Source organism: Streptomyces sp. TLI_105 (genome assembly GCF_900105415.1).
Classification (GTDB): Bacteria; Actinomycetota; Actinomycetes; order Streptomycetales; family Streptomycetaceae; genus Streptomyces.
Map to the genome: position 1 here is coordinate 4,305,841 of NZ_FNSM01000001.1, position 19,506 is coordinate 4,325,346.

24 protein-coding genes are annotated in these 19,506 nt (G+C 73.3%); 13 read left to right on the top strand and 11 right to left on the bottom strand.

Going from position 1 to position 19,506, the window contains the following annotated elements; genetic code table 11:
• Nucleotides 1–81: 81 nt before the first annotated feature.
• On the bottom strand, nucleotides 82–429 hold the full coding sequence (locus BLW86_RS19640) for a DoxX family protein (protein ID WP_093875240.1): 348 nt from the start codon (nucleotides 427–429) through the stop codon (nucleotides 82–84).
• Nucleotides 430–521: 92 nt separating this feature from the next.
• Here BLW86_RS19640 and BLW86_RS19645 point away from each other — a divergent pair, with 92 nt between their 5' ends.
• From BLW86_RS19645 to BLW86_RS19660, 4 genes are all read left to right on the top strand, one after another.
• Nucleotides 522–962, top strand: a complete 441-nt coding sequence (locus BLW86_RS19645; protein WP_256341358.1) for a MarR family winged helix-turn-helix transcriptional regulator — start codon at nucleotides 522–524, stop codon at nucleotides 960–962.
• Between the two features lie 96 nt (nucleotides 963–1,058).
• Nucleotides 1,059–1,934: an alpha/beta fold hydrolase gene (locus BLW86_RS19650; RefSeq protein WP_093875242.1), complete on the top strand. Its 876-nt coding sequence runs from the start codon at nucleotides 1,059–1,061 to the stop codon at nucleotides 1,932–1,934.
• A 112-nt stretch (nucleotides 1,935–2,046) separates the two neighbouring features.
• Nucleotides 2,047–3,006, top strand: coding sequence for a DUF1648 domain-containing protein (locus BLW86_RS19655; protein WP_093875243.1), 960 nt, complete (start codon nucleotides 2,047–2,049; stop codon nucleotides 3,004–3,006).
• A 2-nt stretch (nucleotides 3,007–3,008) separates the two neighbouring features.
• Nucleotides 3,009–3,365 (top strand): GntR family transcriptional regulator, encoded by a 357-nt coding sequence (locus BLW86_RS19660; protein ID WP_093875244.1) that lies wholly within the window; start codon nucleotides 3,009–3,011, stop codon nucleotides 3,363–3,365.
• A gap of 96 nt (nucleotides 3,366–3,461) precedes the next feature.
• On the opposite strand, the gene BLW86_RS19665 is transcribed toward BLW86_RS19660, so the two are convergent.
• Nucleotides 3,462–4,421 (bottom strand): D-2-hydroxyacid dehydrogenase family protein, encoded by a 960-nt coding sequence (locus BLW86_RS19665; protein ID WP_093875245.1) that lies wholly within the window; start codon nucleotides 4,419–4,421, stop codon nucleotides 3,462–3,464.
• A gap of 117 nt (nucleotides 4,422–4,538) precedes the next feature.
• Here BLW86_RS19665 and BLW86_RS19670 point away from each other — a divergent pair, with 117 nt between their 5' ends.
• Nucleotides 4,539–5,837, top strand: coding sequence for a hypothetical protein (locus tag BLW86_RS19670; RefSeq protein ID WP_256341359.1), 1,299 nt, complete (start codon nucleotides 4,539–4,541; stop codon nucleotides 5,835–5,837).
• On the opposite strand, the gene BLW86_RS19675 is transcribed toward BLW86_RS19670, so the two are convergent.
• From BLW86_RS19675 to BLW86_RS19690, 4 genes are all read right to left on the bottom strand, one after another.
• Nucleotides 5,828–7,165: a threonine/serine exporter family protein gene (locus BLW86_RS19675; protein ID WP_256341360.1), complete on the bottom strand. Its 1,338-nt coding sequence runs from the start codon at nucleotides 7,163–7,165 to the stop codon at nucleotides 5,828–5,830. The genes BLW86_RS19670 and BLW86_RS19675 overlap by 10 nt on opposite strands.
• A gap of 9 nt (nucleotides 7,166–7,174) precedes the next feature.
• Nucleotides 7,175–7,612 carry a hypothetical protein gene (locus tag BLW86_RS19680; RefSeq protein WP_093875247.1) on the bottom strand — a complete coding sequence of 146 codons (438 nt, stop codon included), beginning with the start codon at nucleotides 7,610–7,612 and terminating at the stop codon, nucleotides 7,175–7,177.
• The gene (locus BLW86_RS19685) at nucleotides 7,609–9,078 is read right to left on the bottom strand and encodes a glutamate/gamma-aminobutyrate antiporter GadC (protein WP_093875248.1); all 1,470 of its coding nucleotides are present in this window, start codon (nucleotides 9,076–9,078) and stop codon (nucleotides 7,609–7,611) included. Before BLW86_RS19685 ends, BLW86_RS19680 begins: the two co-directional genes overlap by 4 nt.
• Nucleotides 9,079–9,216: 138 nt before the next feature.
• Nucleotides 9,217–10,125 (bottom strand): GlxA family transcriptional regulator, encoded by a 909-nt coding sequence (locus BLW86_RS19690; RefSeq protein ID WP_177181947.1) that lies wholly within the window; start codon nucleotides 10,123–10,125, stop codon nucleotides 9,217–9,219.
• 138 nt (nucleotides 10,126–10,263) lie between these two features.
• On the opposite strand from BLW86_RS19690, the gene BLW86_RS19695 reads away from it, so the two are divergent.
• Together BLW86_RS19695 and BLW86_RS19700 are read left to right on the top strand one after the other, a co-directional pair.
• On the top strand, nucleotides 10,264–10,878 hold the full coding sequence (locus BLW86_RS19695) for an MBL fold metallo-hydrolase (protein ID WP_093875250.1): 615 nt from the start codon (nucleotides 10,264–10,266) through the stop codon (nucleotides 10,876–10,878).
• 180 nt (nucleotides 10,879–11,058) lie between these two features.
• Nucleotides 11,059–11,430 (top strand): hypothetical protein, encoded by a 372-nt coding sequence (locus tag BLW86_RS19700; protein WP_093875251.1) that lies wholly within the window; start codon nucleotides 11,059–11,061, stop codon nucleotides 11,428–11,430.
• A 9-nt stretch (nucleotides 11,431–11,439) separates the two neighbouring features.
• On the opposite strand, the gene BLW86_RS19705 is transcribed toward BLW86_RS19700, so the two are convergent.
• A complete protein-coding gene (locus tag BLW86_RS19705) occupies nucleotides 11,440–12,219 on the bottom strand; it encodes a class I SAM-dependent methyltransferase (protein WP_093875252.1) in 780 nt (259 codons plus the stop codon).
• Nucleotides 12,220–12,402: 183 nt separating this feature from the next.
• Here BLW86_RS19705 and BLW86_RS19710 point away from each other — a divergent pair, with 183 nt between their 5' ends.
• From BLW86_RS19710 to BLW86_RS19730, 5 genes are all read left to right on the top strand, one after another.
• Nucleotides 12,403–13,797, top strand: coding sequence for a glutamate decarboxylase (locus BLW86_RS19710; RefSeq protein ID WP_093875253.1), 1,395 nt, complete (start codon nucleotides 12,403–12,405; stop codon nucleotides 13,795–13,797).
• 121 nt (nucleotides 13,798–13,918) lie between these two features.
• A complete protein-coding gene (locus BLW86_RS19715) occupies nucleotides 13,919–14,329 on the top strand; it encodes a VOC family protein (RefSeq protein ID WP_093878753.1) in 411 nt (136 codons plus the stop codon).
• 27 nt (nucleotides 14,330–14,356) lie between these two features.
• A complete protein-coding gene (locus BLW86_RS19720; RefSeq protein ID WP_371129535.1) occupies nucleotides 14,357–14,677 on the top strand; it encodes a hypothetical protein in 321 nt (106 codons plus the stop codon).
• The gene (locus BLW86_RS19725; RefSeq protein WP_093875254.1) at nucleotides 14,674–15,123 is read left to right on the top strand and encodes a pyridoxamine 5'-phosphate oxidase family protein; all 450 of its coding nucleotides are present in this window, start codon (nucleotides 14,674–14,676) and stop codon (nucleotides 15,121–15,123) included. Before BLW86_RS19720 ends, BLW86_RS19725 begins: the two co-directional genes overlap by 4 nt.
• Nucleotides 15,124–15,148: 25 nt before the next feature.
• On the top strand, nucleotides 15,149–15,595 hold the full coding sequence (locus tag BLW86_RS19730; protein ID WP_093875255.1) for an iron chaperone: 447 nt from the start codon (nucleotides 15,149–15,151) through the stop codon (nucleotides 15,593–15,595).
• Nucleotides 15,596–15,643: 48 nt separating this feature from the next.
• Here the strand turns inward: BLW86_RS19730 and BLW86_RS19735 are convergent, their stop codons facing one another.
• Nucleotides 15,644–16,153, bottom strand: a complete 510-nt coding sequence (locus tag BLW86_RS19735) for a hypothetical protein (protein ID WP_093875256.1) — start codon at nucleotides 16,151–16,153, stop codon at nucleotides 15,644–15,646.
• The gene (locus tag BLW86_RS19740) at nucleotides 16,150–17,073 is read right to left on the bottom strand and encodes an arginase family protein (protein ID WP_093875257.1); all 924 of its coding nucleotides are present in this window, start codon (nucleotides 17,071–17,073) and stop codon (nucleotides 16,150–16,152) included. Before BLW86_RS19740 ends, BLW86_RS19735 begins: the two co-directional genes overlap by 4 nt.
• 101 nt (nucleotides 17,074–17,174) lie before the next feature.
• Between BLW86_RS19740 and BLW86_RS19745 the strand changes: the two genes are divergently transcribed.
• Complete coding sequence (locus BLW86_RS19745; RefSeq protein ID WP_093875258.1) at nucleotides 17,175–17,819, top strand: CGNR zinc finger domain-containing protein; 645 nt, start codon at nucleotides 17,175–17,177, stop codon at nucleotides 17,817–17,819.
• Nucleotides 17,820–18,004: 185 nt separating this feature from the next.
• On the opposite strand, the gene BLW86_RS19750 is transcribed toward BLW86_RS19745, so the two are convergent.
• Together BLW86_RS19750 and BLW86_RS19755 are read right to left on the bottom strand one after the other, a co-directional pair.
• Nucleotides 18,005–18,343, bottom strand: a complete 339-nt coding sequence (locus BLW86_RS19750; protein ID WP_093875259.1) for a MerR family transcriptional regulator — start codon at nucleotides 18,341–18,343, stop codon at nucleotides 18,005–18,007.
• Between the two features lie 451 nt (nucleotides 18,344–18,794).
• On the bottom strand, nucleotides 18,795–19,103 hold the full coding sequence (locus BLW86_RS19755) for an SCO5918 family protein (RefSeq protein WP_093875260.1): 309 nt from the start codon (nucleotides 19,101–19,103) through the stop codon (nucleotides 18,795–18,797).
• Nucleotides 19,104–19,506: the final 403 nt, after the last annotated feature.

The following is a 19,506-nucleotide window of genomic DNA, read 5'->3' on the forward strand; positions in this document are numbered from 1 at the left end:
ACGGAGCGTCTCGCCTGGATGACGGTACGGCACGTCGGGAAGCCTGGCAAGACGATACGTCTCGTATCGCCTGGGGAAAGGTCAGGCGGAGGCTATGCGCAGGACCAGGGCGGTCGCCGCGATCAGCGCGAGGACCGCCGCCGGTGCCAGCTCGAAGTCCTTCACGCGCAGGTGGGAGATGACGGCGCCGGCGAAGTAGAGCACCAGGCCCACCGCCGCGGCCTGGCCGAGCAGCGGGACGAAGAGCCCCGCGAGCAGGCCGAGCGCGCCCGCCGCCTTCGCCGTCGCGAGCCACGGCAGCGCGCCCTCCGCGACGCCCACCTTGGCCATGCTGCCGACGACCTGCGGGTTCTTGGTGAACGTCATGAAGGCGGAGCCGGCGGAGGCGAGGGCGAGCAGGCCCGCCACGACGACATAGGCGATGAACATGGAGGTACTCCAACGGTATGGGGACGACAACCGTTGAAGAGTAACAACGATTTATCTCGCTCCACAATTGTGTTGTTGTTACGGTGGACGACATGGCAGCTCTCCCGACCGACCGCCTCGGCTTCCTCCTCTCCTTCCGCGGGGAGCTCACCGGCGTGCGCATCCGCGCCGCCCTGGCCGTCGCCGGACTGCACCCGCGCAACGCGATGACGCTGATGCAGCTCGCCCCCGGCGCCACGAGTCAGCGCGAGCTCGCCGTCGCGATGGAGATCGACCCGAGCCAACTGGTCGCGATCCTGAACGAGTTGGAGGCGGCCGGGCTCGCCGAGCGCCGCCGCGACCCGGCCGACCGGCGCCGCCACATCGTCGAGATCACCTCGGCCGGCACCGCCGCCCTGGAGCGCATCGACGAGGCCGTGCGCGAGGCCGAGCGGGAGCTCTTCGGCGATCTCACCGAGGCGGAACAAACCCTCCTGCGCGGCCTGTTGGACCGCGTCGTCGTGGACCCGGCCGTCCACGAATGTGGCGAGTAGTCGCCAGGGAGAGCGGAAGAGGAGTCGCCCGCGGCGATGACTTCCGGGGGTGAGGGCGGTCTACCCCATGACCGTTCCACCCCGGAGGAGAGAACCATGGCCGAGACCGACACCCGCACCCTGGAGACCGTCGGCGCGACCCTGCGCTACGACGTGCGCCCCGGCGCCGGGCCCGACGGGCGACCCCTGCTGCTGATCGGCTCCCCCATGGACGCGAGCGGCTTCACCACGCTCGCCTCCCACTTCGCCGAACGGACCGTCGTGACGTACGACCCGCGCGGGGCGGGCCGCAGCGAGCGCACCGACGGCGCGGCGGAGACGCTCCCCGAGGAGCACGCCGATGACCTGGCCCGGCTGATCGAGGCGCTCGGTGCCGGCCCCGTGGACGTCTTCGCCAGCAGCGGCGGCGCCGTCAACGCCCTCGCCCTGGTGGCCCGTCGCGGCGACCTCGTGCACACCCTCGTCGCGCACGAGCCGCCGACCGCCCAGGTCGTCCCGGACCGGGAGGCGGCCCTCGCGGTCTGCGCCGACGTCCACACGACGTATCTGCGGGAGGGCTGGGGGCCCGCGATGGCCAAGTTCCTCGCGCTGACGAGCCGGAAGGGCGAGTTCCCGGCGGACTGGGCCGAGGAGCCCGCCCCCGACCCGGCCGCGTTCGGCCTGCCGGCCGAGGACGACGGCTCGCGCGGCGACCCGCTGCTCGGGCAGAACATGCGCGGCTGCACCTCCTACCGCCCCGACTTCACCGCCCTGCGCACCGCGCCGACCCGGATCGTCGTCGCCGCGGGGAAGGAGTCCGAGGCCACGTTCGCCGCGCGCGCCGCCCTCGCCGTCGCCGAGGGCCTCGGCACCCCGCTCGCCGTCTTCCCGAGCCACCACGGCGGCTTCCTGGGCGGCGAGTTCGGGCAGCACGGTGCCCCGACGGAGTTCGCCGAGGCCCTGCGCGCCGTCCTGGACGGTGATCGGGCCTGAGGCGGCGGTGAGGGCGGCGAGGGCGACGGGACGGCGCATCGATCGCATTGTTCTAGCGGAGTGCGAACAACTTGTTCTATGGTGATGCGAACAAGTCGATCAGGGAGGTCCCATGAACCGCGCCGCACCCCGTCTCCGCGCGCTCGCCGCGCTCCCCTTCGCGCTCACCCTCGCCGCCTACCTGGCGCTCCTCGCCCTCCGGTACGACCGGCTGCCCGACACCCTCGCCACCCACTTCGGCCCCGACGGCGGCCGCGCCGACGGCTTCACCGGCCGCGCCGCCTTCACCGCCGTCGGCACCGGCCTGCTCCTCGCGCTCGGCGCCGGCTGGACCCTCCTGGTCCGCCGCGGCTCCCTCTGGGGCGCCTGGGCGACCGCCGGCTTCACCGGCGCCCTGCTCGTCCTCCTCGTACGGGACAACCTGGACGCCACCGATCCCGCGCTGGTCGAGTCCCCCCTCAGCAACCTCCTGCTCGCGGCGGCCACCGCCGCCCTGCTCGCCCTCGCGGGGTGGGGACTGACCCGGCTCGTCCCCCGCGACGAACAGGCCGGGGCCCCCGGCCTGCCCGACGCCCCCCGCCTCCCGCTCGGCGCGAGCGAGGTCGCCGGCTGGACCCGTGCCACCGCCTCCCGGCCGCTCACCGCCCTCGCGGTGCTCGCCCTCGCCGCCACCCCGGTCGTCCTGCTCCTCGCGCCCTGGCCGGCCGCCCTGCTCGGCCTCCTCGGCCTCGTCATCGGCCTCCCGGGGCTCGCCCTCGCCCGGGTCAGGGTCACCGTCGACCGGCGCGGCGTCACCGTGCGCTCCGCGCTGGCCCATCGGCCCCGCGCCCGGATCCCGCTCGACGAGGTCACGGGCGCGAGCGCCCGGGACCTCGACACGGCGGCCGTCCTCGCCGAGTTCGGCGGCTGGGGCTACCGGGTCCGGGCCCACCGCACGGGCGTGATCGTCCGGGGCGGCGAGACCCTCGTCGTACGGCGCTCCGGCGGCCGGGAGTTCGCCGTCACCGTGCCCGACGCGCGGACCGCCGCCGCCCTCCTCAACACGCTCGCCGAGCGGCATGGGAAGGTCTGACCGTGCTCTTCCGTGTCGACCCGGCCTCCGCCGTGCCCCTCGGCGACCAGATCGCCGCCTGCGTCCGGGGCGCCCTCGCCGACGGCTCAGCGGCCCCCGGCGAGCGCCTCCCGGCCGCCCGGGAACTCGCCGACTCCCTCGGCGTCAACGTCCACACCGTCCTCCGCGGCTACCAGCGGCTCCGCGAGGAGGGCCTGATCGAGCTCCGCCGGGGCCGGGGCGCCCTGATCGTCCCCGGCGCCACCGCCCCCGACCGAGCCCGCCTCGTCTCCCGCCTCCGCGAGGCGGCGGCCGAGGCCCGCGAACTGGGCCTCACAGACGAGGAGTTCATGGACCTGGCCCGTACGAGCCTCGGCTAGACGTCGCGTCTGTCCAGCTTGTACGAGCCTTGGCCGGACACCGTGTCTGTCCCGCCCCGTACGAGCCTCGGCCGGACGCCGCGCAGCCGGCTCGGGTCAGGACAGCTCGCGGACCGGCGCCCCCGCCAGGAAGGCCTCGACGTCCTCGACCGCCTGGCCGAAGTAGCGCCCGTAGTTGCCCTCCGTCACATAGCCCAGATGGGGGAGGGCCAGGACGTTCGGCAGCGTCCGCAACGGGTCGTCGGCGGGCAGTGGCTCCGTCTCGTACACGTCGAGGCCAGCCCCCGCGATCCAGCCCTCGCGCAGCGCCCGCAGCAGCGCCCCGCCGTCGACGAGACCCGCCCGTGAGGTGTTGACGAGGTGCGCGGACGGGCGCATCGCCCGCAGCTCCGGCTCCCCGACCATGCCCCGGGTGCGGTCGGACAGCACCATGTGCAGCGAGACGAAGTCGCTGCCGGCGAACAGGTCCCGCTTGTCCTTCGCGAGCCGCACGCCGTGTTCGGCGGCCCGCTCCTCCGTCAGGTTCGGGCTCCAGGCGGTCACGTCCATGCCGAAGGCGAGACCGATCCGGGCCACCCGGGCGCCGATCTTGCCGAGACCGACGAGGCCGAGCGTCCGGCCGGCGAGGTCGGCTCCGACGGTCGACTGCCACGGTCCGCCCTCGCGCAGCGCCCGCGCCTCCGCCGGTACGTGCCGGGCGAGGCCCAGGAGGAGCGCCCAGGTCAGTTCGGTGGGCGGCTCGGAACTGCTGGCGGTGCCGCAGACGGTGACGCCCCGCGCCCGGCAGGCCGCGAGGTCGATCGAGGCGTTGCGCATCCCGGAGGTGATCAGGAGCCGCAGCCGGGGGAGGCGGGCGAGGAGTCCGGCGTCGACCGGGGTCCGCTCGCGCATGACCACGAGGATCTCGCAGTCCTCGACGGCGGCGACGAGCGCGTCCCGGTCGGTGAGGTGCTCGCGCAGCACGCGGACGTCCACGCGGTCCGCGAGCGGGCTCCAGTCGGCGGAGGAGAGGGCGACGCCCTGGTAGTCGTCGAGTACGGCGCAGCGCAGCTTCATGACCGCATGATCGCGGATCGGTGCCGCGCGCCCCACTCGAACGCCACGTCCCGAGCGACAGGAAGCACCTCCCTGGGGAGAATTGCCCTGAATTGTTCCCTCGGAAGGGTGGGCGTGATGGCTGGTGTGGGCGGCAGTGGTGACGAACTCGCGCTGCTCCGCGCCCGGGTGGCCGCCCTCGAAGCCGACAGGGCGGCCGCCCCGCCGCCCCACCACCGCCTCCGCTCCTTCTTCGCGGCCCTGCTCGTCGTCGTCGGCTGCGTCCTCGTCCCGCTGGGCCTCGTCGCCTCCTGGACCTCGGACATCGTCGGCGACACCGACCGGTACGTGCAGACGGTCAAGCCGCTCGCCTCGGACCCCGACGTCCAGGCGGCCGTCGCCAACCGGGTGACGAACGCGGTCATGGAACACATCGACCTGCCCTCCCTGCTGGAGGGCGTCGCACCCGAGCAGCGGCCCCTGGCGGCGAAGGCCCTCGGCAAGCTGGGCGGCTCCCTGCAGAGCGCGATCAGCAGCTTCGTCCACGACCGGGCGCAGGACATCGTCGCCTCACCGGAGTTCGAGACGATCTGGACCAACGCCAACCGGGCGATCCACACCTCGCTGGACCGCGCCCTGACCGGCAGCGACGAAGGCGCCGTGAAGATCGAGACGAACACCGTCACCATCGACCTGGCGCCCGTGATCGAACGCGTGAAGGAGCGGCTCGTCGCCTCCGGCCTCGACGTCGCGGCCAAGATCCCCGAGATCCACACCGACTTCACGGTGGTCAGGTCCGACGACATCGGCAAGGTGAAGACCGCGTTCTCGCTGCTCCAGGCCATGGGCATGTGGCTGCCGGTGATCGCCGTCCTGCTCGTCGCCGGCGGTGTGCTGCTGGCCGTGCATCGGCGCCGCACCCTGGTCGCCGCGGCCCTCGGCGTCGCCGTGGCGGCGATCGTCCTGGGCGTCGGCCTCACCGTCTTCCGCACGGTCTACCTGAACGCCCTGCCCGCCACCGTCTCCCCGGCCGCCGCGGGCTCCGTCTACGACACCCTGGTCCGCTTCCTCCGCACCTCGGTCCGGGTCTTCGCGACCCTCGGCATCCTGATCGCCCTCGCCGCCTGGCTCTCCGGCCCGAGTCGCCCCGCCGTCCTCGTCCGCGGCCTCTGGCGCTCCGGCATCACCGCGACCCGCGCCACCGCCGACCACGCGGGCATGAGCCTCGGCCCGGTGGGACCGTTCGTCCACCGGCACCGCGTCTGGATCACCTGGATCCTCGTCGCGGGGGCGGCCGCCGCCGTCGTGTTCTGGCCCCACCCCACCGCCTGGGTCGTCGTCGGCATTGCCCTCGGCCTGCTGTTCGCCCTGGCGGTGACGGCCTTCCTGGCGGAGGAACCGGCGGAGGAACCCCCGCGGAGTGCCGCTCAGTCCTGATCGCCCCGCGCCGGTACGAGCGCCGCGCCCGCGAGGAGCCCGACCGCGATCGTCGTGACGATCGTGACGAAGTCCATGAGGTCGTGGAAGCCGTGCAGGATGTGACCGCCCACCAGGGAGGTGAGCGCCCGCAGGCCCAGCGAACCGACGGTGAGGGTGAAGAAGCCGCCCAGGAAGAGGACGAGCCGGGGCGGGCGCCCGGCCGGCCGGGACAGCAGGTCCGCCGCGACGGCGAGGGCCATGGCGGCGACGAAGGTGCCGGCGACCTCCCCGACCAGGGCCGTGCCCGCCGCCTGCACGCCGAGCGACAGATAGACCAGGGCGGTCACCCAGCCCGCGGCCCGCCACGGCACCCCGAAGGCGAGGACCAGGCCCACCGTGAAGACGGCCCAGCTCGCGACCAGCACCCACCGGGAGAGGTCGGCGTCCTGCGCGGTGTCGAAGAGCGCCCCGGTCGGCGTGCCGGTGACGGCCACGCCGAGGAGCACGCCCACGTACAGCTGGAGGAGCAGGACGAGGGCGTAGAGGAGGCGGACGGCGCCGGTCGTCAGGAAGCCGCCGACGAGTTCGGCGGTGGCCGCGCTGAGCAGGTCGCCGGGCACGAAGAAGAACAGCGCCGGAAGCATGATCAGCACCGGGCCGCCGTGGCCGTGGCCCGGCTGGAGCAGGCCCAGGGTCACGAGGGAGACCAGGACGGCGGCGAGCAGCGGCAGGACGCGGGCGAGGCGCGGCCGCCGGTCCGACAGGACGGTCAGCGCCGCGACCAGGGCGGCGAGGAGGGCGGTGCTGGCGATCTCGTACCAGGTCGGCTGGACGGCCGGCGCGAACCCGACGGAGAACAGCACGATGCCCACGCCACGGGCCCAGCGCGGCACCGCGGCCGGCAGGGTCTCGATCCGGCGCAGACCGGCAGCCGCCTCGGGAAGGGCCGGCCGGGTGTCCCGTACGCGCTCGACGAACTCCTTGAGGACGACCGCCCGGTCGAGCCGGGCGACGTCGGGGAAGGCGGTGACGGTCGAGGTGAGGGCGCGGCCCCCGACGGTCACGGAGAGCACGGCGCCGTCGGCGACGAGCACCGTCTCGGCCCGCGCGCCGTAGGCCCGGGCGACGCCCCGGACGCCCCGGGCGACGCCTTCGGCGCCCTCCCCGCTGAACGTCAGCGTGAACCGGGTCAGTTCACGCAGGAAGTCGTGGAGGGCGTCGGCGTCGACACCACCCGGGGCCCCGCCGCCCCGCGCCGCACTGCCGGAGGGCGGGATCTCGCCTCGCGCCGCACCGCCGGAGGGTGGTGTCCCGCCCCGCGCCTCACCGGCGGACGGTGGTGTCACGTCCCGGCCTCACCGGCGGACGGTGTCGTCGGTCTTGAGGTCCTGCACCTCGTCGTCGAGCTCGCCGACCTTGTCCGGGCAGTAGACCTGGAGGACGATCCGCTCGGCCTCGACGGCCCTGGTGTCGGAGATGACGGGCCGCATGCCGGGCCCCGCGGCGCCGTTGGCCTGCTGGATCTTCCACAGCGCCGTCTTGAGGGCGTTGCCCGGCTCCTCGCAGACCTGGCCGCCGTCGGTGCCGAGCAGCCGCTCGACGGTGTCGGTGTCGGGGGAGGGATATCCGGCCCTCACCAGCTCCTCCTGGAGCCGGTTGGCCTTGGAGAGCGTCTCGTTGCCCGTCTTCACGCTCTCGTAGCGGACGATGCCGGTGACGACGAGGCCGACGAGGATCACGATCGCGCCCCAGTAGATCCACCTGTGCTCGGAGGCGAAGCGGGTGGGACTCATGCCCGGTCTCCCTCGCTCGGAGTGTCGGCGGCGGCGGTGCGCCAGCCCGGCTTGCGGAACTTCAGGAAGAGCCACGGGATCAGCAGGCCCAGGACGATCAGGCCGCCGCCGATGACGAGGACGTACGACCAGACGCTGCTGCCGCCGAACTGGGAGGGCGGTACGAATCCGATGGCGAGCGCCGCGAGCGAGGCGAGCAGGCCGACCGAGCACAACAGCCCGAGGGCGGGCGCGCGGTAGCCGCGGGGGTGGTCGGGCCGGGTCTTCCGGAGCCGCATGGCGGCGGCGAACATCAGCAGGTAGACGATCAGGTACACCTGCGTGGTGATGGTCGAGAAGATCCAGTAGACGCTCGACACGTTCGGGATCAGCGCGTACAGCAGGGCGATGACCGAGGTCACCACGCCCTGCGTGACCAGGATGTTCTGCTGGATGCCGAACTTGTTGAGCTTCTGCAGGAACGGCGGCAGGTAGCCCTCGTTCCGGGAGATCTCCAGGAGGCCCTTGGACGGCCCGGCGAGCCAGGTCAGCATGCCGCCGAGGGAGGCGGAGATCAGCATGACGGCGGCGATCGGGGTCATCCAGCCGACGTGGAAGTACGAGAAGAAGGCGTCGAAGGCCTGCATCACGCCGGCGGTCAGGCTGAGCTGGTCGGCGGGGACGACCCAGCTGATCGCGAGAGCCGGCAGGATGAAGATCACCAGGACCAGGCCCATCGCCAGGAACATCGACTTGGGGTACTCCTTCGCCGGGTCCTTCAGCGAGGAGACGTGCACCGCGTTCATCTCCATGCCGGAGTACGACAGGAAGTTGTTGACGATCAGGACCAGGCTGGCGAGGCCCGTCCACTGCGGCAGGAGGTGGCTGCCGTCCATGGGTGCGGCCGAGGGGTTGCCCTCGCCGAGGAAGACCATGCCGAGGGCGACGAGCACCGTGCCGGGCACGAGCGTGCCGATGATCAGGCCCCAACTGGACAGTCCGGCAAGGGCCTTGGTGCCGCGCGAGGAGACCCAGACGCCGGTCCAGTACAGGACCATGATGACGATCGCGGTGTAGACGCCGTTCGAGGCGAGGGACGGGTCGATGACGTACGCGATGGTCGAGGCCACGAAGGCCAGCAGGCTCGGGTAGTAGAAGATCGTCATCGCGAACTGGCACCAGACCGCGAGGAATCCGAGCGGCTTGGACAGCCCCTCGGCGACCCAGCGGTAGACGCCGCCGCTCCACCCGGAGGCGAGCTCCGCGGAGACCAGGGCGGTCGGCAGCAGGAACACGATCGCCGGGATGAGGTAGAGGAACACGCAGGCCAGGCCGTAGACGGCCATCGTGGGCGCGGCCCGCAGGCTCGCCACCGACGAGGTGGTCATCAGGGCGAGCGTCACCCAGGTGAGGGTCGTGGGTGCGACGGGCCGTGGGGCCGCCACCCGCGGTCGGGGTACTTCGGCCGGGGTTTCGATGCTGCTCAAGGAGCCCTCCCGCACGTCGTAATGATCACCTCACGCTCGAACGGCCGGATGCCCCCGGCAAGCGGGGGTCGGCCGTACGGGGGACGGGCCCTCGGGGTGGGCACGTCGTGCAGGGAGCGGGCCCTCGGCGGTGCCCCGTCAGGGCGTACGGCTGAAGGAGCGGCGGTACGCGCGCGGGGGCACGCCCCGGCGGCGGACGAACTGGGCGCGGAGCACCGCCGCGCTGCCGAAGCCGACCGCGCGGGCGATCTCCTCGACCGGGAGCTCCGTCGTCTCCAGGAGCTCCTCGGCGCGGCTGAGGCGCAGCCCGAGCAGCCAGGCGTGCGGGGTGGTGCCGGTCGAGGCGGTGAACCGGCGGGCGAAGGAGCGGCGGCTCATCAGGGCCCGGCGGGCCAGCTCGGCGACGGGCAGCGGCTGGTGGAGGTTCTCCCGGGCCCAGGCGAGGACGTCGGTGAGCCGTTCGTCCCGGCTGTCCTCGGGCACGGGCGTCGACAGGTACTGGGCCTGGCCGCCGTCGCGGTGGGACGGCAGCACCAGGTCCCGGGCGATGGCGTTGGCCGTGGTCGCGCCGTACTCCCGCCGCAGCAGGTGCAGGCACAGGTCGAAGCCGGCGGCGGCGCCCGCGCCGGTGACGACCGTGCCCTGGTCGACGTAGAGGGCGTCGGGTTCGACGGTGACCTCCGGGTGCCGTTCGGCCAGGAGTCCGGCGAACCGCCAGTGGGTGGTGGCCCGCCGCCCGTCGAGCAGCCCGGCCGCGGCGAGCGCGAAGGCCCCGACGCAGTGGGCCGCGACCAGCGCCCCGCGCGCGTGCGCCGCGGTCAGCGCGTCGAGCACGGCGGGCGCCGGAGGCGTACGGAAGTCGGCCCACGGCAGGGCGATCACCAGGTCGGCGGCGGCCAGCCGGTCCAGGCCGTGGTCGACCACCAGCGGCAGTCCGACGTCGGTGCGGACCCGGCCGGGCCGGTCGGTGCAGAGCGCGAAGTCGAAGGCGGGCAGGCCCTGTCCGCGCGCGTCGAACACCTCGGAGACGATTCCGGCGCCGAGCATGCCGACGCCGTGCGGGGCGTAGGCGGCGACGGTGGGGAAGGGCGGCACGGGTGGAGTGTGGCACGCGTGGCACGATTCCCGCGATCAGTGGCAGCGCGGCCACTCGTGAAGGACCGTGTCCCGCAGAAGACTTGGGGCATGACGACGACGAAGCACACCGCCGGCGACGCCCTCCTCGCCCGCACCGCCACCTACACGATCCTGACCACCGGCTACACCCTCTCCACCGGGCCCGGGGTCGCCGCCACCGTCTCGTACGTCCGCGACGGCGACCGGCACGTGATCGTCGACCCCGGGATGGTGGCCGGCCGCGACCGCATCCTGGGGCCGCTCGCCGCGCTGGGGCTCGGCCCCGACGACATCACCGACGTCGTGCTGAGCCACCACCACCCCGACAACACCATGAACGTCGGCCTCTTCGGCCGGGCCCGCGTCCACGACCACAAGGCGATCTACGAGGCCGACCAGTGGACCGACCGCGACGCCGAGGGCCATGAACTCGCCCCGTCGCTGCGGCTGATCCGTACCCCCGGCCACAGCCCCGAGGACATCACCCTCCTCGCGGGCACCGGCGAGGGCGTCGTCGCCTTCGTGGGCGACCTCTGGTGGCGGCCGAACGGCCCCGTCGAGGACCCGGTGTCCCCGGACCAGGCCCTGCTGCGCTCCTCGCGCCTCCGCGTCCTGGCCGCCGCCGACGTCATCGTCCCCGGCCACGGCCCCGCCTTCCCCGCGGACGACACCGCCCCGCACTGACACCCCGCCAGGCCGACGCCGCCCCGCGCCGGCACCGCCCCGCGCCAGGTGGGCACCGCCCCGCGCCGACACCGCGCCGGGCTGATACCGCCCCCCACCGCACCGACATCGCGCCACACTGACATCGCACCGCACCGGAGACCCCCGCCCCACGGGCCCGCGCCCCTAGAATCGGCTTCCATGTCGATTCCTGACGAGCTGCTCGTCGACGTCGCCGCCACCGTGGAAGCCGGGCGGAGCAACCAGATGTCCCTGACCGTGGTCGCGGGGGGAGTGGTCATCACCGGGCGGCTGGCGCCCGAAGCCCTGTGGAGACAGCGCGTGTCGGAGGTCCTGACGGACTCGACCCGGCTGTCCGAGTTCTCCGGGGTCTTCGCCCCCGGTGGGGGAGAGAAGGCGAAGGACACGGAGTCCCCCACCCACCTCCACTTCCACCTCGCCCGCATCCTCCAGGGGACCGTGGGCATGCCCGAGACCGGCGGGATGTACCGCGTCGCGATCGCGGACGTCAGTGCCTGGACCGTGGGGGACTTCAGCTACTCCGACAGCTGACGGTCCCGGCTACCGCTTGACCCCCGACACCACGAGGAACGGAGGGTGTCCGGCCTCCGCCGGATCGTGGCCGAGGAGCGCCGACCGGTGGGTGAGGACGGGCTCGTGGACGTCCAGGTCGGTGAACCCGGCCTTGCCGAGCACGTCGAGGTACGTCTGGCACGGCCAGTGGTGGTCGACCGGCTCCAGCGGGACCCCGCCGTCCGGGCGCTCCAGGCGCGACCGGCGCCGCTCGCCCTTGGTGTAGACGCGGCCGGGCTCGCCGCGGCGGAAGGTGGAGAACCGGATGCCCGTGGTGCGGGGGTTGGCGTCCAGTACGGCGAACCGGCCGCCGGGCCGCAGCACCCGGTGCGTCTCGGCGGCGATGTCGTGCAGGTCGGCGATGTCTCCGGTGGTGACGAAGACGAAGCAGGCCATGGCGGCGTCGACGGAGCCGTCGGCGAGGAAGCCGAGCCCGCCGTCGTCGGTGAGCCGGTAGTCGATCCGTGGGTGCGGGCGCCGCTCGCGGGCGATCTCCAGCATGGGGGGAGAGACGTCGACGGCGACCACGCGCGCGTCGGAGGCCTCGACGACGCGGGTGGCGACCTTGCCCGGCCCGCAGCCGTAGTCCAGGACCGTACGGACGGCGCAGGAGCCGATGCCGAGGGCGTGGAAGACGGCCGGGTAGCCGATGAGGCGCTCGGGGAGGTCGTCGTAGGAGTCGAAGGCTTCGGCGTCGAGCCGGTCCGCTTCACCGGCGTCGAGCCGGTCCGCGTCACCGAGCGGGTGCGAGGTCGTGCGAGGGGTCATGTGGGGCCTTCCGGTGATGATCCATTTCGTCCGGAACGTACTGGTCGGGGGAGCCGGGGGACAGGGCCTGGGCACCGTGCTCACCCGGGTGGGTCAACGGTCCCGGTCGCCACCGGGCGCCCCGCCCGGCTCCATGGGTTGATGAGAGGACTGTCGACGAGTCCGCTGATCGAAGGGGAAACTGTGGCGCTCCATGAGATGAAGGCCCCGAAGAGCGCCGACGCGGTGACCGACGTGTTCGCCTCCGCCCTCAGCGAGCGCGTCCTGCCGAAGCACCGGATGCCGGAGGAGCCGTCGCTGCCCGCGGTCGTCTACGCGATGCTCCACGACGAGCTGCTGCTCGACGGCAACGCGGCGCAGAACCTGGCGACGTTCTGCACGACGTGGACGGACGACGAGGTCCGCCGGCTGATGAACGAGTGCCTCGACAAGAACATGATCGACAAGGACGAGTACCCGCAGACCGCCGAGATCGAGTCGCGGTGCGTGAACATCCTGGCCGACCTGTGGAACGCCCCCGGGAGCGCGACCGGCGAGGGCACGGCGCTCGGCTGCTCCACCACCGGCTCCAGCGAGGCCGCCATGCTCGGCGGCCTCGCCCTGAAGTGGCGGTGGCGGGAGCGGCGCCGGGCCGAGGGCAAGCCGACCGACCGGCCGAACATCGTCGCCGGGCCCGTGCAGATCTGCTGGGACAAGTTCGCCCGCTACTTCGACGTGGAGCTGCGCCAGGTCCCGCTGGAGCCGGGCGCCACGGGGCTGCGGCCGCACCAGCTGAGGGAGTACGTCGACGAGAACACCATCGGGGTCGTCGCGATCCTCGGCGTCACCTTCACCTGCGACTACGAGCCGGTCGCCGAGCTCGCCGCCGAGCTCGACCGGATCCAGCAGGAGACGGGCCTCGACGTCCCGATCCACGTCGACGCGGCGAGCGGCGGTTTCGTCGCCCCCTTCCTCCACCGGGACCTCGTCTGGGACTTCCGGCTGCCGAGGGTCTCCTCCATCAACGCCTCCGGCCACAAGTTCGGCCTCGCGCCCCTCGGCGTGGGCTGGGCGGTCTGGCGCACCGCCGACCTCCTGCCGGAGGACCTCGTCTTCCGGGTGAACTACCTGGGCGGCGACATGCCGACGTTCGCCCTGAACTTCTCCCGGCCCGGCGGCGAGATCGTCGCCCAGTACTACAACTTCCTGCGCCTGGGACGGACCGGCTACCGGCGCGTCCAGGAGGCCTGCGCGCTGACCGCCCAGTACCTCGCCGAACAGGTCGCGGGGATGGGCCCGTTCACCCTGCTCTACGACGGTCAGGGCGCGCTGCCCGCCGTCTCGTACACCCTCACCGACGCGGCGGGCGCGGGCTTCAGCCTGTACGACCTCTCCGACCAGCTCCGGATGCGCGGCTGGCAGGTCCCCTCCTACCCGCTGCCCGCCGACCGGCAGGAGACCGTCATCCAGCGCGTCCTGATCCGCCACGGCATCGGCCGCGACGAGGTCGACCTGCTGGCCCAGGACATCCGCCGCTCGCTGGAGCGCCTGACGAAGGGCGTGCCGGCGGACGCCGACCGCGCCGGCTTCCACCACTGAGACGATCCCGCCGGTACGGATCGGGAGACGATCCCGCCGGTACGGATAAGGAGACGATCCCGCCGGTACGGATCAGGATTCGAGAAGCGCCGCGCCAGGGGCCGCCACTAGCGTGAAGGCCATGGACATCAGCATTCACACCAGTTCCCTCCCGCACGAGGACCCGGACGCCTCCCTGGCGTTCTACCGGGACGCCCTCGGCTTCGAGGTCCGCAGCGACGTCGGCCAGGGCAGGACGCGGTGGATCACGGTCGGGCCCGCGGGGCAGCCGGACACGTCCATCCTCCTGGCGCCGCCCGCCGTCGACCCCGGCATCACCGAGGCCGAGCGCCGCACCATCGCCGAGATGATGGCCAAGGGCACGTACGGCTGGATCCTCCTGGCCACCCGGGACCTCGACGCCGTCTTCGAGAAGGTGCGGGCCGCCGACGCCGAGGTCGTCCAGGAGCCGACGGAGCAGCCGTACGGCATCCGCGACTGCGCGTTCCGCGACCCCGCGGGCAACCTGATCCGCATCCAGGAACTCCGCTAGCGCCGGCCGGGTCGAGAGGAGCTCCCCATGTGCCACCCCGCGTGGGCACGCGCGCGTGTCGCCGCGCAGCGCCTGGACGACTTCGCCCGTCTGCGGCGCGTCCGTGACCGGATCGACCGCGAGTACGCGCGCCCCTTGGACGTCCTGGAGCTGGCCCGTGGCGCGGACATGGCGGCCGGCCTGCTGAGCCGCCGGTTCCGGACCGCGTACGGCGCCTCGCCGTACGGCTACCTGCTCGAACGCCGGGCGGAGCGCGCCCGGACCCTGCGACTGCACGGCGTACCAACGGAACCGCACGGCGTACCAACGGAACCGCACGGCGTACGGAAGGAAAGGCAGCCGGCATGACCGCCGCACCGCCCCGCGGCCTCGCGGAGCGCCTGAAGGACACCCGCGCGCGACTGGAGAGCGACATCGACCTGTGGGTCGCGTCGGGCGCCGCCGGCGTCCACCTCGTCCCGCTGTCGTTCCTGTGGGACGGCACCGCGTTCCTGGTCTCGACGCCCCGCGCCTCCGTCACCGGCCGCAACCTGCTCGCGGACGGGCGGGTGCGCCTCGCCCTCGGCCCGACGCGCGACGTCGTCCTCGTCGACGGCACCGCCGAGCCGGTGGACCTCGCGGACCTCGCCCCGGGGACCGGCGAGGCGTTCGCGGCCAGGACCGGCTTCGATCCGGGCGAACTCGGGGGCCGCTACCAGTACTTCCTGATCCGCCCGCGGCGCGTCCAGGCCTGGCGGGAGGCGAACGAACTCGAGGGCCGCACCCTCATGCGCGACGGCCGCTGGCTCGCCTGACCATCCGAGAGAGGAACGAACCGCCATGACAGCGAACGACAAGTCGTACGAGGGCTTCACCGAGGACGAGCGCGACGCCATGAAGGAGCGCGCCAAGGAGCTGAAGGCGCCCACGCGTCGCGGCTCGCGCGGCGCGAAGGCGGACACCGAGCCCGAGGTGCTCGCGAAGATCGCCGAGATGGAGGAGGCGGACCGCGTCCTCGCCGAGCGCGTGCACGCCCTCGTCAAGGAGAACGCCCCGGCGCTCACCGCGAAGCTCTGGTACGGGATGCCCGCGTACGCCCGGGACGGCAAGGTCGTCTGCTTCTTCCAGAGCGCCCAGAAGTTCAAGTCCCGCTACGCCACGCTCGGTTTCAGCGACCAGGCCGCCCTCGACGAGGACACCCTGTGGCCCACCGCGTACGCCCTCACGGCCCTGACCCCGGCCACGGAGCAGCGCATCGCGGCGCTTCTCAAGCAGGCGGCGGGCTGAGACGGCGGACGCCGGCCCGCTCGTGCCGGGCGACGGACGCAGGCCCGCTCATTCCACGCGGCGGGCGCTGACCTCCTGGTCGAGCCGCCAGGTGTCTCCGCCGTCGGCCGAGCGCTCGTCGCGCCAGCGGAAGGCGTCGGCGGTGATGTCGGAGAAGGTCCAGCGGACGAGGTCGCGGCCGGTGGCGCGTTCCATGACGATCTCGTCGTCGACCTGGCGGGCGTACATGTGCACCAGGTCGCCCCGGGCGGTGCCGTGGAAGGTGAACCGCCACAGGCGCAGGCGCGGGTCCCAGACGCGTACGCACAGACCGCACTCCTGGTCCGGGGCGCGTCCCCCGGCCGGAAGGTCGTCGTCCCCGGGCCACCGCCAGACGTCGAGGACCGCCCGGCCCTCCAGGGCGTAGCCGAACTCCCACGCACCGCTGACGCGGCGGACCGGTGTGCCGTCGGCGGGGTGGTACGTGATCAGGGTCTTCCACCGCCCGGCCAGGCGCCCGAACTGCTCCATCTCGGCGGCGTAGGGGCCGTGGGGTCCGTCGGCGAGCAACGTCTTCATACGGGCGTCTCCACGGGCGTCTCCACGGTCGCGAGCGGGGTCAGGGCAGAGCCGAGGCAGTCGACGAGGGGAGCGGCGTAGCTGCCGTCCGGGTCGAGCTCGGGGTCGTAGACGGTGACGTCGAGGCCCACCACGCGGCCGGTGCGGACGAGGCCCGCGACGAGTTCGGCGAGCCGGGCGAAGTCCAGGCCGGGTCGGCCGGGGGAGTCCACGGCGGGCAGGACGCGCTCGTCGAGCACGTCGAGGTCTAGGTGGAGCCAGACGCGGTCGAGGCCGCGCAGCTCCAGGCGACGGCCGACCCGCTCGCCCAGCTCGGCGATCCCGATCCGCCGGATCTCCCGGGCGGTGAACCGGACGACCGGCGGCGTCTGGTCGTCCTCCCGGTCGCCGATCTGGATCACGTCCTCGTCGGGGACCAGGGGGCGGCCCACCCCGGGCCAGTGGGTGAGGAGCAGTTCGCCCCGGCCGGTGGCCAGGGCGAGGTCCATTCCGGCGGCCGAGCCGAGGGACGTGCTCATGTCGTGGTTGCCGGGGTGCCGGAAGTCGCTGTGTCCGTCGAGGTGGACCAGGCCGCAGCGTCCCTGGTGCCGGGCGCCCAGGAGGCAGCCGAGCAGGACGCTGCAGTCGCCGCCGACCACGACCGGGAACCGGGAGGCGGCCAGCGCGGCCCGTACCGCGTCGCCGAGCAGCAGCGTGTGCTCGCGGAGGGTCACGCCGTTGCGGACGCGGGTCGCGGGCTGCGGATCGAACGCGTACGGCGGACGGTCGAGCTCCACCACCCGGTCCGGCCGCAGCCGTTCCGCCAGACCCGCCGACAGCAGTGCGTCCGGGGCCCGCCAGGCGCCGGGCTCGTGCCCCGGCGCGGGCGGTCGCAGCCCGAGGTTCCAGGGGGCGGTGATGATCTCGACGGCGGCAGCCATGAGCGCTCCTCGCATCCGAACCGGATTCCAACCGGGTAACATCAGTACACTGGTTGGATGGACGGAGCAAGGCCGGGCAGGCGCACGAAAGGCGGCCAGACGTGACGGGAACCATCCAGCCGCACCCCTTCCACCCCCGTGACCTGGTCGGCGGGCACCCCGTCATCGACCTCCTGAACACGGTCACGGCGCGGAACGCGGAGCCGGTCGACTGGCTCGACGCGTACCCCCGCCTGCTGGAATGGGCCGGCCTCACCGGCCATTTCACCCCCGCCGACCTCACGGCCCTGCGGCAGCTCGCCGAGACCGAGCCCGCCCGGGCCGAACGCGCCCTGACCCGCGTCCGCGAGCTGCGCGAGGCCCTTCACGACCTGATCACGGCCCTCGCCCACGGCGCCCCGGCCCCCGCGGAGGCGGTCGCCCGGGTGGAGGACCACTGGAAGCACGCGGCGGCCCACGCCCGCCTCACCGCCCACGGGGCCACCCCCGGACTCCACGTCACCGTCGAGGCGTCGGGCCTCGACCTCCCCCGCCACGCACTCGCCCTCCAGGCCCTCGACCTGCTCCGCACGCTCCCGAACGACCGCACCCGCGTCTGCCCCGGCCACCGATGCGGCTGGCTGTTCCTCGACACCTCCCGAGCCGGCCGCCGCCGCTGGTGCTCCATGGCCACCTGCGGCAACTCCGCCAAGGGCCGGACCCACTACGCGCGCAAACGAGCCGGCGAAGGACAGGGCGAGCCCTGACGGGCCCGCACGACGAAGGCCCGGATCGTCGATCCGGGCCTTCGCCCCGACGGGGGGCACACCCCTCCGGGGGTCTCGGCGGGTGTCAGCGCACGGTGAACGGCGCCAGGTGGGTCGTGGTGTCCGCCCCGCTGATGGGCCGGGGCCCCGGGGAGGTCAGGCGTCGAAGGGAAGGCGCGGTCGGCTCATTCCGGTGCCGGGGGCTGCGGTTCGGCAGCCGCGCGGCGGTATTCGGCGTTGATGCGCTGGGCTTCTTCGAGCTGGTCTTCCAGGACGATGATGCGGCAGGCGGCCTCGATGGGGGTGCCCTGGTCGACGAGTTCCCGGGCCCGGGCGGCGATGCGCAGCTGGTAGCGGGAGTAGCGCCGGTGGCCGCCCTCGGAGCGCAGCGGGGTGATCAGCCGGGCTTCACCGAGGGCGCGGAGGAACCCGGGTGTCGTACCGAGCATCTCGGCGGCCCTGCCCATGGTGTAGGCGGGGTAGTCGTCATCGTCGAGACGGCCGATCGAATCGTCTGCTGTCATTCTCATCTCTCTGGAGCGCGGTCGCGGAGGTCCGGTACGGGCGCCCACGCAGCGAGCACCGGAAGACGTACGCAAGCCGCTCGGGCTCGGAACAGCGCCACGAGTCGTCAGGCCCTCGCCCTTGTCGCGCGTGATCCGGCCCGGAACCTCTCCGGCGGGCCTTCCGGTGCACGCGTCGGCGGTCCGACACGTTCACCGAGGGCAATGCTGCCATCCCCACCGCTGGATCTGCTCCCCCGTCCCGGCGCCGCTCGGCCCTGCCCGCGGCGTGGCGCTCCTCCCGGGGCCCCTGGGCGCTCCCGAAGCCGTGCGGCGATCGCGGACGTCGGCGCCCGGACGGTGGGCGGTTCCAGCTGCTCCGACCACCGAGCCCGCACGGAACGCAAGGAGGGCCCGACCGGTGCGCACCGGTCGGGCCCTCCTTTCCAGACGACGGGCGTCTGTCCGCCGCTCAGACCGCCGTGGGCGTGTCGAGCAGGGCGGACGCCCGCTGGACCGGGTCGACGGCGATCGCGGGGGACGCCGCGGAGTGCGTACGGCAGGTGAAGCCGAGCCGGGTCATGGCCCGGACGACCTCGTGGGCGGTGAAGTCCCGGCGGTCCTGGCGCGTGATGACGGCGCCGACCTGCTTGGCGGGATACTCGCGGCGCCCGATGACCACGGACTCGCCGGTGACGGGTTCGGGCTTGACGCCCTTCATCGTTTCCAGGACACCGTTCTTGGTCAGCTCGAACGGGAAGCGGGCGATGACGCAGCGCATGGGACCTCGCAGAGGGAAGGAAGCGGATGGGGCCGGTACGGCGGCGCGGTGGCCGGCCCGGGAGCCCCGGAGCACGGCGGTGGGGTGGAGCCCTTCACGACCGCGAGGGCCACCCCGACGGTCATGCCGGCCCAGACGTGAGGTTCCGCCGCGTCGGTCCGGGAGACCATCGGTCGCGTGCGTGCTGTTCATGCGGAACCTTCCTCGACACGGTGCGCATCAAGGAATTCTCCGCGGGCGAAGAGCGGTGGGAGAATTCCGGGACGGCGCCGAAGGGGGCATGAAAGTCGAACGGGCGTGAAAGTCGAACGGGGAATGAAAGTCGACGCGGCGGCCGGTGCGACCGTCGATCGCGAGCTGCGAAAGACGGGCCTGGTGGCCGAGTGGGAGATCCAGGTCGCTC